General features: G+C 73.5%; 11 protein-coding genes. 3 read left to right on the top strand and 8 right to left on the bottom strand.

The genetic code is table 11. The annotated features are described in order from the left end of the window. Positions 1 to 197: 197 nt before the first annotated feature. Together ACZ7D7_RS28800 and ACZ7D7_RS28795 are read left to right on the top strand one after the other, a co-directional pair. On the top strand, positions 198 to 998 hold the full coding sequence (locus tag ACZ7D7_RS28800; RefSeq protein ID WP_470828043.1) for an HAD-IA family hydrolase: 801 nt from the start codon (positions 198 to 200) through the stop codon (positions 996 to 998). Positions 999 to 1,053: 55 nt separating this feature from the next. Further along, positions 1,054 to 3,450 (top strand): glycoside hydrolase family 65 protein, encoded by a 2,397-nt coding sequence (locus ACZ7D7_RS28795; protein ID WP_470828202.1) that lies wholly within the window; start codon positions 1,054 to 1,056, stop codon positions 3,448 to 3,450. 128 nt (positions 3,451 to 3,578) lie between these two features. Here the strand turns inward: ACZ7D7_RS28795 and ACZ7D7_RS28790 are convergent, their stop codons facing one another. From ACZ7D7_RS28790 to ACZ7D7_RS28780, 3 genes are read right to left on the bottom strand one after another with little or no spacing between them, the layout of a single operon-like run. After that, a complete protein-coding gene (locus ACZ7D7_RS28790) occupies positions 3,579 to 3,929 on the bottom strand; it encodes a DUF8129 domain-containing protein (protein ID WP_470828042.1) in 351 nt (116 codons plus the stop codon). Positions 3,930 to 3,977: 48 nt separating this feature from the next. Then, positions 3,978 to 4,343, bottom strand: coding sequence for a DUF6479 family protein (locus ACZ7D7_RS28785; protein ID WP_470828041.1), 366 nt, complete (start codon positions 4,341 to 4,343; stop codon positions 3,978 to 3,980). A gap of 37 nt (positions 4,344 to 4,380) precedes the next feature. Next, positions 4,381 to 4,785: a ChaB family protein gene (locus ACZ7D7_RS28780; protein ID WP_470828039.1), complete on the bottom strand. Its 405-nt coding sequence runs from the start codon at positions 4,783 to 4,785 to the stop codon at positions 4,381 to 4,383. Positions 4,786 to 4,909: 124 nt separating this feature from the next. Here ACZ7D7_RS28780 and ACZ7D7_RS28775 point away from each other — a divergent pair, with 124 nt between their 5' ends. Further along, positions 4,910 to 5,281, top strand: a complete 372-nt coding sequence (locus tag ACZ7D7_RS28775; RefSeq protein ID WP_470828037.1) for a four-helix bundle copper-binding protein — start codon at positions 4,910 to 4,912, stop codon at positions 5,279 to 5,281. A 57-nt stretch (positions 5,282 to 5,338) separates the two neighbouring features. On the opposite strand, the gene ACZ7D7_RS28770 is transcribed toward ACZ7D7_RS28775, so the two are convergent. The 5 genes from ACZ7D7_RS28770 to ACZ7D7_RS28750 form a co-directional block, all read right to left on the bottom strand. Beyond that, a complete protein-coding gene (locus ACZ7D7_RS28770) occupies positions 5,339 to 8,137 on the bottom strand; it encodes a DUF5682 family protein (RefSeq protein WP_470828035.1) in 2,799 nt (932 codons plus the stop codon). Continuing rightward, entirely contained in the window at positions 8,134 to 9,258 is a 1,125-nt protein-coding gene (locus ACZ7D7_RS28765) for an ATP-binding protein (protein ID WP_470828033.1), read from the bottom strand. The genes ACZ7D7_RS28770 and ACZ7D7_RS28765 overlap by 4 nt, the downstream gene beginning before the upstream one ends. A 66-nt stretch (positions 9,259 to 9,324) precedes the next feature. Next, positions 9,325 to 10,746, bottom strand: a complete 1,422-nt coding sequence (locus ACZ7D7_RS28760) for a vWA domain-containing protein (RefSeq protein WP_470828031.1) — start codon at positions 10,744 to 10,746, stop codon at positions 9,325 to 9,327. Further along, positions 10,743 to 12,161, bottom strand: coding sequence for a hypothetical protein (locus tag ACZ7D7_RS28755; protein WP_470828029.1), 1,419 nt, complete (start codon positions 12,159 to 12,161; stop codon positions 10,743 to 10,745). Before ACZ7D7_RS28755 ends, ACZ7D7_RS28760 begins: the two co-directional genes overlap by 4 nt. Then, positions 12,131 to 12,598, bottom strand: a complete 468-nt coding sequence (locus tag ACZ7D7_RS28750; RefSeq protein WP_470828201.1) for a hypothetical protein — start codon at positions 12,596 to 12,598, stop codon at positions 12,131 to 12,133. The genes ACZ7D7_RS28755 and ACZ7D7_RS28750 overlap by 31 nt, the downstream gene beginning before the upstream one ends. Positions 12,599 to 12,676 lie beyond the last annotated feature (78 nt).

The following is a 12,676-nucleotide window of genomic DNA, read 5'->3' as shown; positions in this document are numbered from 1 at the left end:
TCCGCGTCTTCGCAAGGGCCCTTCCCGTCTTCTTTCAGCAGACCACACCCGCCCCGGAACCGCCAGGCCGGGTGCGGGACGGGGCCGTCCGGCCCGCCCCGGCTGCGTACGGCCCGCCGACGGTGGACGCTGGTTCTGCGCACACGACCCGGCAGGACACGTGAACCGACCCCGACCGGCGAAAGGCGGTGCGGACGATGGAACAACCCGCGCACCCCACCGGCACCACCGGCACGCCGTCCGACGTGCTCGCCCCCGAGCTGCGGGACGTGCGCGGCGTCGTCCTCGACACCGACGGCGTGATCACCGACTCGGCCCGGGTGCACGCCGCCGCCTGGAAGGAGGCCTTCGACGCCTTCCTGCGGGACCACCCGCCCGCCGACCCCGCCATGCGGCGCCCGTTCGACGCGCGGGACGACTACCTGCGGTACGTGGACGGCAAGTCACGGCTCGACGGCGCCGCCGCGTTCCTCGCCTCACGCACGCCCGATCCCCCCGACGACGCCGTACGGGCCGTGGCCGAGGCCAAGGAGGCCCTGTTCACCCGGCGGCTGCGCGAGGACGGCGTCGACGCCTACCCGGGCACCGTGCGGCTGGTGCGGGCCCTGCGCCGGGCCGGAATTCCGCGCGCGGCGGCGTCCGCGTCCCGGCACGCCGGGGAACTGCTGACCGGGGCCGGGGTGCTCGACCTCTTCGACGTCCTCGTCGACGGCGGCGAGGCGGCCCGCCTCGGCCTGCCCGGCAAGCCGCGGCCCGACCTCTTCCTGGAGGCGGCGCGGCGGCTCGGCGTCCCGGCCGGGAGCGCCGCCGTCGTCGAGGACGCGCTGGCCGGCGTCGCGGCCGGTCGCGCCGGAGGGTTCGCCCTCGTCGTCGGGGTGGACCGCGCCGCGACCGAGGAGACCCGCGAGGACCTGCTGCGGCACGGCGCCGACCTCGTCGTGCGCGACCTCGCGGAACTGCTCGGCCCGGCCGACGGCCGCCGACCGGGCCCCGGGTGAGGGAATGAGGAGCACCGACGTGACCGAACTGACCGAACCGACGGGGACGACCGGCGTGACCGACCCGGCAGGACCGACCGACCCGACGGACCTGACCTGGGAGTACGAGGGCTACGACGCCGCCGAGGAACGGCTGCGGGAGTCCCTGTGCACCCTCGGCAACGGCTACTTCGGCAGCCGGGGCGTCCTGCCCGAGTGCACCGCCGACGACGTGCACTACCCGGGCACCTACGTGGCCGGCTGCTACAACCGGCTCACCTCCGAGGTGTCGGGCCGCCGCGTCGAGAACGAGGACATGGTCAACGTGCCGAACTGGCTGCCGCTGCGGTTCCGCCTCACCGGCGGAAAGTGGCTGACCCCGGACACCACGAGCGTCCTCGACCACCGGCAGGTCCTGCACCTCGGCCTCGGCGTACTGGAGCGCCGTACGCGGTTCGACCTCGGCGACGGCCGGGTGCTCGCCGTGCGCCAGCAGCGGCTCGTGCACATGGCCGACCCGCATCTGGCGGCGCTGCGCACCGAGTTCACCGCCGAGGGCTTCTCCGGCGAACTGGACGTCGAGGCGGCCCTCGACGGCGGCGTCACCAACGACGGCGTGCGCCGCTACCGGGACCTGGACGGCCGCCACCTGACCCACGTGCACGCCGGCACCGCCGCCCCCGACCGGGTGTGGCTGCGCTGCCGCACCCGCACCTCCGACATCCGCATCGGCATGGCCTCCCGCCTCACCGCGGGCGCACCCCTGACCATCCGGCACGAGCCGCCCGTCACCCGCCAGCTCGTCCGGCTGGCCCTGGAGCCGGGGCGCACCGTCACCGTCGACAAGACCGTCGCCCTGCACACCTCCCGCGACCCGGCCATCAGCGACCCGCTGTACGCGGCGGTCGACCGGGTCGGCCGCGCGCCAGGATTCGACGCGCTGCTCGCCTCCCACCGCACGGCCTGGGACCAGTTGTGGCGGCGCGCCCGGCTCGACGTCCCCGGCGACGCGGGACGCATCCTGCGCCTGCACCTGTTCCACGTCCTGCAGACGCTGTCCCCGCACACCGCCGACCTCGACGTCGGCGTACCCGCCCGCGGACTGCACGGCGAGGCCTACCGAGGCCACGTCTTCTGGGACGAGCTGTTCGTCCTGCCCTTCCTCGACCTGCACTTCCCCGAGGTCGCCCGCGCCCTGCTCCGCTACCGCCACCGGCGCCTGGAACGTGCCTGCACCGCCGCCCGCGACATCGGCCGCCGGGGCGCGCTCTACCCCTGGCAGAGCGGCAGCGACGGCCGGGAGGAGACCCAGCAACTGCACCTCAACCCGCGCTCCGGCCGCTGGCTGCCGGACCACACCCACCTCCAGCACCACGTGGGTTCGGCGATCGCGTACAACGTGTGGCAGTACTGCGAGGCCAGCGGCGACACCGAGTTCCTGCACACCAAGGGCGCCGAGATGCTGCTCCAGATCTCCCGCTTCTGGGGCGACTCGGCCACCTGGGACAACACCCTCGGCCGGCACCGCATCCTGCGCGTGATGGGCCCCGACGAGTACCACGACGCCTACCCCGGCGCCACGGAACCGGGCCTGGACGACAACGCGTACACCAACGTCACCGCCGCCTGGGTGCTGTCCCGGACGCTGGAGCTGCTGGAGACCCTGCCCGAGCCGCGCCGGCGCGAACTCGTCGAACGCATCGGGCTGGACGACGACGAGACCGAGCGCTGGCAGGAGGTCTCGCGCACCCTGCACGTGCCGTTCCACGAGGGCGTCGTCAGCCAGTTCGAGGGCTACGGCGACCTCGCCGAACTCGACTGGGACGGCTACCAGGAGCGCTACGGCGACATCCGCCGCCTTGACCGGATCCTGGAGGCGGAGGACGACACCGTCAACCGCTACCGGGCCTCCAAACAGGCCGACGTCCTGATGCTCGGCTACCTGTTCTCACCCGCCGAACTCCAGGGCCTGTTCCGGCGGTTGGGGCTGCGGCTCGACGAGGACACCTGGCGGCGCACCGTCGACCACTACCTGCACCGCACCAGCCACGGCTCCACCCTCAGCGGCCTGGTGCACGGCTGGGTCCTCGCCCGCGCCCGCCGCGCCGAGGCGTGGAGGTTCTGCCAGGAGGCGCTGCGCGGCGACATCGCCGACGTGCAGGGCGGCACCACCGGCGAGGGCATCCACCTGGGCGCCATGGCCGGCACCCTCGACCTGGTGCAGCGCGGCCTCACCGGCATGGAGACCCGGGGCGGAGCGCTCTGGCTGGACCCGGTGCCGCTGCCCGAGCTGTCCTCGTACGGATTCTCCGTCCGCTACCAGGGCCACTGGGGCGTCCGGCTGCGACTGGAGTCCGGGCACATGGAGGTCGCCGTGCCGTCCTCCGACCTGCCGCCCATCGACCTGCGGCTGCCCGGCCGGGCGGTGCGCCTGGAACCGGGCGAGACGACGACGCTCGCGCTGTCGCAGTGAACACGGGGGCGCACCCACGCCGGAGGGCCCGGGCAGCCGCCCGGACCCTCCGGCGTGACGATCGGCCAAGTAGCGGCCAGGTGGCGGCCACGTAGCCAGTGGCGGCCGAGCAGCGGGCCGAGTACCGGTTACGTGCGGTCGCCCTTCGGCTTGCCCCGCTGGTCCGGGGTGCCGTGCGGCGGCGGGCTGAACGGCTGCGGCGACGTCGCCGGCGACACCGGCGAACCCGTACGGGCCGCACCGCTCTCGGGCCGCAGCGCGCCCGGATCGCCGGACGTCGGCTCGGCACCGGACCGCAGCTGCTCCAGGCGTGCCGACAGCAGCTCCGTCACCGGCAGCCGGTCGGCGTGCGACCGCTCGTAGGCGAGCAGGTCCTCCACCTCCTCGGCGGACAGCGAGCGCACGCGGCTCTCCAGCCCACCGATCGGCAGGTGGTCGTAGTCGGGCAGCGGCAGGGTGTTGCGGGCGGGGTCGGCCATGGTTCTCACTTCCCTCTGTACGACGGGCCCCCGGTACGACGGGTGCGGTCAGCGGCCGCCGGGGCCACCGCTGCCGAACGATCCGCTGCTGCCCTCGTCCCAGCGCGGCCGGTCCGCGGACGGGCTCGTGCGGCTGCCGGCGGTGCCGTGCGACGGCAGGTCGTGCGGCGACAACCGCTCGTCGCCGCGCGGCATCCCGCCCGGCTCGCGGTTCTCCCGCACTTCACGGACCGGGCCGTCGGCGGGCATGCGCGGCTGCTCCTCGCGCCGGGGCCGTCGCGACTCGCGGCGCATGACACGGACGCCGAACACGAACGCGCCGATCAGGACCGCGACGACGATCAGACCCGCCACCAGCAGTCCACCGCCGATCGCGCCCCGACCTGCGGCGATGTCCATCCATACGGTGTTCATGCGCGGCGAGTACCCCGGGCGGACACCATGAACCCGATCACCGGGACCGGGCCTCGCGGGTCTTCGAACGGTTCGCCTTACGGATCGCGTCCAGCAGTTCCGCCTTCGACATCCGGGACCGTCCGTCGATGCCCAGGTCACGGGCCAGGCCGTACAGGTGCTGCTTCGACGCCTGCTCGTCGACGCCCTCACCGCTGCGGCCGCCCCGCCCGCGCGGTCGCGCCGACTGCGGGTCCGAGGGGCCCTTGCGGCCGGCCTCCTTGCGCTGCCAGTGGTCGCCGACCTTCTCGTATGTGTGCTTCAGCGCCCCGAACGCCACCCGGTGGGCGCGCTCGCCCTCGCCGTACTGCTCCACCGCCGAGTCGTGCGCCTTGATCCAGGTGCGCTGCGCGTCCTTGGCGGACCGCTCCAGGGTCGACGGGAGTTCCTGTCGTCCGGGCACGGGAGCCACCTCCGTCCGTCGTGCGTTCCGTCCCGCCCGAGTGCCCGGCCGGGGGCCGCGAAAACGGTCCGCGGCCCTTGCGAGCACCGGGTTTGACGCCGTCGGCGGCGGCTACCCGCGCGGTGTGACCACGACATCCCAGCAGGAGCTCTTCCGGTTCCTGGAGGACCGCTTCGCCTGTGCCCAGGCGTGCACCGAGTGCGCCAGGGCGTGCGCGCTGCGCGCGAGCCTCGTGGAGCCGGACGGCAGCGAGAAACAGGAACTCGTACGACGCAAGGCGATCATGTGTGCGGAGGTGTGCGACGCGACGTGCCGCGTGCTCTCCGAACAGAACCAGGTGGACGAGGGCGCCATCCGGATGCAGCTGGAGTGGTGCCGGACCGTCTGCCTGGAGGGCGCCCAGGTGCTCGACGGGCACCCGGGCGCGGAGGACACCGCGAAGGCCTGCCGCGAATGCGCCCAGGCCTGCACGGACTTCCTGGCCACGCTCAGGTGACGAGGAAGGGGCGGCCGGAAGCCCCGGCCGCCCCTTCGCTGTCTCACGTTCCCTGTCTCACGCGCCCGCCAGCAGGGCCTCCAGCGCGACGGCGGTCCCGGGATGCCGGCCGAGCAGGGCGACTCCTTCCCCTCCGGCGTCCGGCGCCGCCCACGCGCCGTCGCAGCCCAGCAGCCGGGCCACCGCGTCGCACGCCGCGGGATGCGCCGCGAGCAGGGCGACGCCACCGGCCTTCGCCGGCCGTCCCGGCCGCGCGGCAGCTGGGGACGGCGCCTCCAGCCACGGCGGCACCCACGTGTCCAGCGCCGCAAGCCGGCCGGGGAAGATCCGCCCCGCCTCCCGCACGAGCAGCGGGGCCAGTTCGGCGCCGCCCGACCGCAGTGTGGTGATCAGCGTCGGCAGCCACGGCAGCAGCACCGGGTCCGGCAGCCGAGCGAACGCGTTGGACACCGCCTCCACCACGAAGTCGGTCAGCCCCGGCACCGGCACGAGCGCGTGCAGGAAGCCGCTGAGGTACTGCGGATAGGCGGGCAGCACCAGCGGGTTTCCCAGCAGCTCGTCGCACCGCTCCCGCAGCCGGGCCCGGGACTGCGTGCCGAGGTGGGTCTGCGCCGCCCACAGCAGCGCCGACTTCGCCGGATCCTCCGGATGCGACTGGCCGACCGCCAGCTCCAGCTGGGTGCGGTCGCAGCCCAGCGACAGCGCCAGGCTCTCCATGCCGAACAGGAAGCCCAGCATCGCCGCCACCTGCCCGACCGTCGCGTCCTCGTCGGTGAACGCCGTCGGCAGCAGCGTGCAGTAGTGCGCGTAACCCGCCTTGGTGAACCGCTCGATCCACTGCGGCAGTTCCGGCTCACTGGTGCGGTAGTACGCCAGCAGTCTGCGCACCCGGCGCAGCACCTCCGGCGCGCCGTCCACGCTGCGCTCGGCCGACAGCACCTCCAGCGCGCGCGTGCCGAGCTCGTCCGCGAGCCGCCGGCTGCGCAGGTACAGCGTGGCGTCCTCGACGGTCCCCAGCACGGTGGCCGCCGTGGCCCGAGGCGCGTACGCCGTGCGGCGCAGCCGCTGCTCCAGGACCTGTTCGATGCTGACGCCCTCGTAGCCCAGCTCGATCAGCGCCCGCTGGTGGGTGCCGAGCGCCAGGTCCCAGGACTCCTGGATGGGCCGCTCGCCGAGAGTGCGCTCGCCCATGATCGGCCGTGCGGCCCCGTGCGGCATGAGATACCGCAGCATCCACAGCACGTCCGAGCAGGCCTCCAGCTCCGGCCGGCCCGCGATGTCCAGCAGGGCCCGCTGCACGCCGCGCTGCTGGAGCTTCAGCCCGAGCGCTTCGAGACGGTCGTGCACGTCACGCGCGAGCGGCGGCAGCGCGTCGTAGCCGACCTGGCCGATCCGGTCGCCGCCCATCATGATCTCGACCAGCCTGCGCACGTCCCGCCGGCCCGGCACGACGTCCTTCTCGATGCAGGTGACGGCCGCGTCCTGGAAGTCGTACGGCGTCGGCTTGGCCCGGTCGCGCATCCCGGCCAGCAGGATCGACGTCTCGAACACCGCGATCGCGTCGGCGGTGGAGGCGAGGTAGCCGTTGCGCCGGGCCGCGCGCACGATCTCCACCGACCAGCCGAGCAGCTCCGCCTCGTCCAACCGGTCGATGACCGGCGGGCGTCGCAGGAACCCGGTCAGCCGGTCCGAGGCCTCCTCGGCGGCCACCGGAGCCGCCGCGGCCACGGCCTTCTTCGCCCGGGACTTCTTCGTGCCGGCCTGACCCTCCAGCCGGTACGGCCGCACCCTCGTCCGCTTCAGGTTCTTCGCCCACAGCGTCGCCGCGATCGACACCGAACCGGCGGCGAGACCGAACTGCGCCTCGATCGCCGCGTGACTGGAGGGGATCAGGCCGTGCTGCCACTTCGTCGCCGAGCGCGGGGAGATCGCGAAGGTGTCCGAGCCCGCCACGCCGAACTCCTCGACGCGGCTGGCGGCGTGGAAGGCCCCGCACACGTACAGGCAGTCCTCCGGGTCGGTGCCCGTCGCCGCCAGGTGCTCGCGCATCCGGGTCCACATGTACCGCTCGCGGTCCTCGTCCACCCGCACGCGGTGCGGGTCGCCGGGGGCCAGCCGCCGGAACAGGCTGCCGATCAGCAGCATGACCTGACGGTAGGTGTCGTGGTCGCTGTCGCCGAGGGGCAGCTCCACGTACTGGTGCCACCACTCCGACCAGTGCCGCACCTTGCCGTGCCGCAGCAGGTGTTCCTCCAGCTCGGCGAAGCGCGGCCGGAGGTCGCCGATCTCCACGCCGACGGCGTCGCCGTGCAGCGCGGCCTCCTCCTCGGCGGGCGGCGCGTCCGGGTCGGCCTGCGCGGTCGCCGCCTCGCCGCGCGCGTCCCACTGGAACACGTGGTCCGAGGACCGGTCGACGAGGACGAGCTCGACGCCCGGCGTGTCCAGCGCGTAGGCGATCGCCTGGTACTCGGCGGACGCCTCCGTGATCGGGGCGACCACCGACAGCGGCGCCCACTCGGCCGGGAAGCCGTCGATCTCGGACGCGAACGCCTGGACGGCCACCGGCAGCCGGCAGTTGCGCAGCTCGGTCAGCAGCGGCGCCATGTCCTCGCACAGTTCCAGGTACACGACCTTGGGCTGCTTCTCGCGCAGCCGGCGGGCCATCGCCAGCGCGGAGGCGGGGGAGTGGTGGCAGACCGGGAAGATCTCCAGCGGCTCGGACACCGCCCGGTCCACGTCGTCGACGATGCCGAGCAGGATGCCCTCCAGGGCGCCCGGTCCGTCGGCGAACGTCGCGGCGGCCTCCCGCAGCTGGCCGCGCAGCGCCGCGAAGGCGCTCTCCTGGCCGCCGGTCACGACAGGGTGGCGATCGCGTCGCGGCCGCCCTCCAGGAACTCCGGCCAGGAGCCGCCCTCGTCCTTGCTGCGCGGCTCGACCACGCCGTGCAGGTACTTGTTGAGGATGGCCAGGTCCTCGGGCTCGCGGCGGGCCAGCGACCCCACGAGCGAGGACGCGAGCGTACGGGCGGTCAGGGCGCGCTCGCCGAAGAAGTTGCTGTGCAGGATCGCGTCCTCCAGGACGCCTATCTGCTCGGCGGTGGACAGCGCGGACTCCAGCTTCTCGTCGTCGCTGCCCGCGGCGGCGGCCGAGGCGCGCAGGTCGGCGAAGCTGCGCAGCAGCACGTCCAGCAGCGTCGGCGGCACGTCCAGCTCGATCCGGTGGCGGCGCAGCAGCTCCTCGGTGCGGAAGCGGACGATCTCCGCCTCGCTCTTCTTGTTCGTCACCACCGGGATGCGCACGAAGTTGAAGCGACGCTTCAGCGCCGAGGACAGGTCGTTGACGCCCCGGTCGCGGCTGTTGGCGGTGGCGATGATCGAGAAGCCGGGCTTGGCGAACACGATGTTGTCGCTGTCCTGGTCGCTGCCCAGTTCCGGCACCGAGATGTACTTCTCGGACAGGATGGAGATCAGCGCGTCCTGGACGTCACTGGTGGAGCGGGTCAGTTCCTCGAACCGGCCGATCGCGCCCGCCTCCATCGCCGTCATGATCGGCGAAGGGATCATCGACTCCCGCGACTGGCCCTTGGCGATGACCATCGACACGTTCCACGAGTACTTGATGTGGTCCTCGGTGGTGCCGGCGGTGCCCTGCACGACCAGCGTGGAGTTGCGGCAGATCGCCGCGGACAGCAGCTCGGCCAGCCAGCTCTTGCCGGTGCCCGGGTCACCGATCAGCAGCAGGCCGCGGTCGGAGGCGAGGGTGACGATGGAGCGCTCGACGAAGCTGCGGTCGCCGAACCACTTCTGCGAGATCTCCCGGTCCAGGCCGTCGGAGCGCTCGGAGCCGAGGATGAACAGCCGGACCATCTTCGGCGACAGCCGCCACGAGAACGGCTTGGGGTTGTCGTCGACGGACTCCAGCCAGTCCAGCTCCTCGGCGTACTTGAGCTCGGCGGGGGCGCGCAACAGGTCGGACATGACGGGCCTTTCGGGGTAAGTGGGCAAGAGGGAAGAAGGTGAGGAGCGACGGATTCTGGCGTCGCGTCAGGTGAGGAACGTCTTGAGTTCCTGGACGAGCTTGCGGATGTGCCCGGACAGCACCGGCGTGCCGAGGTCCTTGAACCTCTCCCGGAACCACGGGTTGACGCTGCCGCGGCCGGAGCTGGTCACCGAGCCGACCGGGATGAACTTCGCGCCCGAGCGGTGAAGGGCGGCCATGCTCTCGAAGAGCTGCTCCGTGCGCCATTCGTAGAAGTCGGAGATCCACACCACGACCGTGTTGCGCGGCTCGGCGATCTTGGGCTGGGCCAGCGCCATGGCGACCGTGCCGTCCGTGCCGCCGCCCAGGTTGGTGCGCAGCAGCGTCTCGAACGGGTCCTGCACCCACGGCGTCAGGTCGAGCGCCTGTGTGTCGTACGCGATCAGGTGGACGTCGACCTTGGGCAGCCCGGCGAAGATCGACGCGAGGATGGTGCAGTTGACCATCGAGTCGACCATGGAGCCCGACTGGTCCACGACGACGATGAGCCGCTGCGGGGTCGTTTTGCGCGCCGTGCGCCGGTAGTAGAGGCGGTCGACGTAGAGCCGCTCCTCCTCCGGGTCCCAGTTGGTGAGGTTCTTCCAGATGGTGCGGTCGAGGTCGAGGTTGCGGAACACCCGCTTGGGCGGCACCGACCGGTCCAGGGCGCCGACGCTGGTCTTCTCCACCTGGGTGCGCAGCACCTCGGCGACCTCGTCGACGAACCGGCGGATCAGCGCCTTGGCGTTGGCGAGGGCGACGCCCGACAGGTTGTTCTTGTCCCGCAGCAACTGCTCGATCAGCGACATGCTCGGCGTGAGCTGCGCGGCGAGCTTCGGGTCGGCGAGCACCTCGCGCAGGTGCATCCGCTTGACCAGGTCCGCCTCGATCGAGCCGAGTTCGGGGCCGATCGCCGGGATCAGCCGGCCGAGGTCGGGCGTCCTGCCGCCGCCGGTGCCGACCGGGCTCACACCTCCACCGAGGCCGCCCGTCGCCCGGCCGCCGCGCAGCTCGCCCGGCTTGCAGCCGAGGGCGCGCTCCAGCCAGCCCGCGTCGGACTGCCAGCGCGCGAGCTGACCGGCGGTGACCGTGCCGCTGCCCGTGGAGAACACGTTGAGCAGCACCTTCGACACGAGCGCGGCCCGGCGGACCTCCGCCTCGCGGTCGCGGTCCTCGTCGCCGTCGGGGGTCATCAGCCCGTCGAACTCGTCGGCCAGCTCCGGGTGGCGCTGCACGACGGAGTCGACGGAGGCCCCCGGGTCGAGCAGCGCGGCGGGCAGTCCGATGTCCTCGACGACGGCGAGGCTCGCGGACTCCAGCGTGGCCTGCTCCTCCTGGTCGAAGAGGCGGGCGAGGAGCCGCCAGTACAGGACCTGCCGCCGGTTGGCACCCGCGTCCACGGCGGGAGCTTCGGGCGACTCGGGCGAGTGGGTCGATTCGTGCGTCATTTCCGCAGCAACCTTCCGGCCCGCTCCCGCAGTACGGCCACGGCGTCGGTGGCGGCCTTCTCGGCCTTGACGCCGGCCTTGTCGGTGGTGCCCCCGGCCCACGCGCCCGCGTGCACCGTGACGGGCTTCTTGCGGACCGTCGTCTCCACCGCGAGCGGCTGCACGACGAACGCCCCGGCGTCCCAGCGCAGCAGCCCGAGGCACGCGCCGGACTTGGCGACGGCCTCCGGCGTGAGCGGACCGGCGACCGGGAGGCGGTCGGTGTCCACGGCGAGGGCGTGTCCGGCGAGGGTGAACGTGAGCCCGTCGTCGTCCTGTTGGGCGGCGTAGCCCTCCAGGAACACGGGGACCGCGATGCGCGCCGGGTGCCGGTCCAGGGGCGTGGCCGGTGCGCCGGTGGCCATGGGCAGGGCCACGCGGGCGGTGGCGAACGCGTCGGCGGGCTCGCCGGTGCGCGCCTGCTCGTCGCTCCACACGAGGTCGCCCTCGGCGGTGAGCGGCATGCCGGTGAGCTCCATGGCGCGGCCCTCGCCCACCGCGGCCAGCAGTGACATGTGCGGGCGCAGCAGCTGCCACAGGCCGGCGCCGACGACGGAGTCCGGCTTCGGCGCGGACACGCTCGCCCGGACCAGCCGGGGCGCGGAGCCGTCGGCGGGTTCGAACACGGCGTGCACCTGGGCCTGGACGGCCGTGGCGTGCTCGTGCAGGTCGACGCCGAGCGGCAGCAGCCGGCCGGTGACCGGGACGGTCCCGGGCAGGCCCGCGGCGCCGGGCACCGTCAGCAGCATCGCGCGGGACCACAGGTCGGCCCAGCGGCGCTCCGGGACGCGGTCCAGGGCGGCGCCCGGACAGCACGCGGCGAGTTCCGCCGCGAACCCGTCGAGGAGCGTGGCGAGCCGGCGCAGCGCCGGGTCGGGCAGCATCGCGGAGACGACCTGCGCGGCGCCGGACACCACGTCGTGGTCCATGCCCCGCCATCCGGCGCGCGCCAGGTCGGCGAGCCAGGAGCGGGCGGCGGCCAGCAGGTTCGCCCCGTGCGGCTCCCCGGTGCCCGGGTCCGCCTCGTCGCCCCCGGCCCGGCCGGTCGCCTCGCCGATCCGGGCGAGGAGGGCGTCGTGCACCGAGCCCAGCAGGGCGGTGCGGGCGGCGGCGAGGGCGAGGAGGTGGTCCTCGCCCGCGGCGCCGGTCGCCGCCTTCTCGGCCGCCTCGGCGACCCGGCCGGCCAGCGGCGTCCCCGCCACGGCGTCGGCGAGTTCCGCCAGGCCGGCGGCCTGCGCCGGCTGGGGCCGCAGGAGCCCCGCGACGAGGGCGCCGTCGAAGGCGTCGACGGCCGCGAGGGCCTCCTCGACACCGTCCACGGGCTCGGTCAGCAGATCGGCACGCATCACGCCACCGCCCTGGTCGGCGGGAACCACTGCATCTCCGGCAACGGCGCGGTCGCCGGCGCCAGTTCGAGGTAGGCGAGGTGGCGCAGGAACCGGCTGAACACCTGCGCCGCCGCCGCGCTGTCGCCCTGGGACGGGCGCGTGCTCGTCATGACGTTCATGAGCAGCGGGGCGCTCGGCTCGTGCTCCCCGGGGTCGACGCGCAGATGGCGGGCGACCCGCTCGGCGCCGTACTGCAGCACCGCCTCGTTGAGCAGGGCCCGTATGTGGTTGCAGAACGAACCCCGGGCGCCCCCGCACGGCCGGTTGTTGTTGGTGCTGCACGCGTACGCGTACGTGCCCGCGGCCACCGACGAGACGTAGACCCGCTCGATGTCCGAGCCGCTGGACACCACCCCCTGCAAGCGTCCGTCGGCCAGTTCGACGAACGGGACCTTGGCGAGCTTCCGCGGCCTGGCGGGCGACATCACCCGCGCCGTGCTCGACCTCTCCCAGACTGACAACGCAGCATCTCCTCAACGGCAGCACGAAAGGAAGTCCACGCC

This window comes from Streptomyces sp. NPDC037054 (genome assembly GCF_055606745.1).
Note: the sequence above shows the minus strand (reverse complement) of the source record. Positions and strands in the feature narration are given on the sequence as shown.

What these genes read in the sequence shown, in the direction of transcription:
- ACZ7D7_RS28750 (WP_470828201.1), bottom strand. Translation starts at nt 12,598, where the DNA reads ATGTCGCCCGCCAGGCCGCGGAAGCTCGCCAAGGTCCCGTTCGTCGAA.
- ACZ7D7_RS28760 (WP_470828031.1), bottom strand. Translation starts at nt 10,746, where the DNA reads ATGACGCACGAATCGACCCACTCGCCCGAGTCGCCCGAAGCTCCCGCC.
- ACZ7D7_RS28800 (WP_470828043.1), top strand. Translation starts at nt 198, where the DNA reads ATGGAACAACCCGCGCACCCCACCGGCACCACCGGCACGCCGTCCGAC.
- ACZ7D7_RS28790 (WP_470828042.1), bottom strand. Translation starts at nt 3,929, where the DNA reads ATGGCCGACCCCGCCCGCAACACCCTGCCGCTGCCCGACTACGACCAC.
- ACZ7D7_RS28785 (WP_470828041.1), bottom strand. Translation starts at nt 4,343, where the DNA reads ATGAACACCGTATGGATGGACATCGCCGCAGGTCGGGGCGCGATCGGC.
- ACZ7D7_RS28765 (WP_470828033.1), bottom strand. Translation starts at nt 9,258, where the DNA reads ATGTCCGACCTGTTGCGCGCCCCCGCCGAGCTCAAGTACGCCGAGGAG.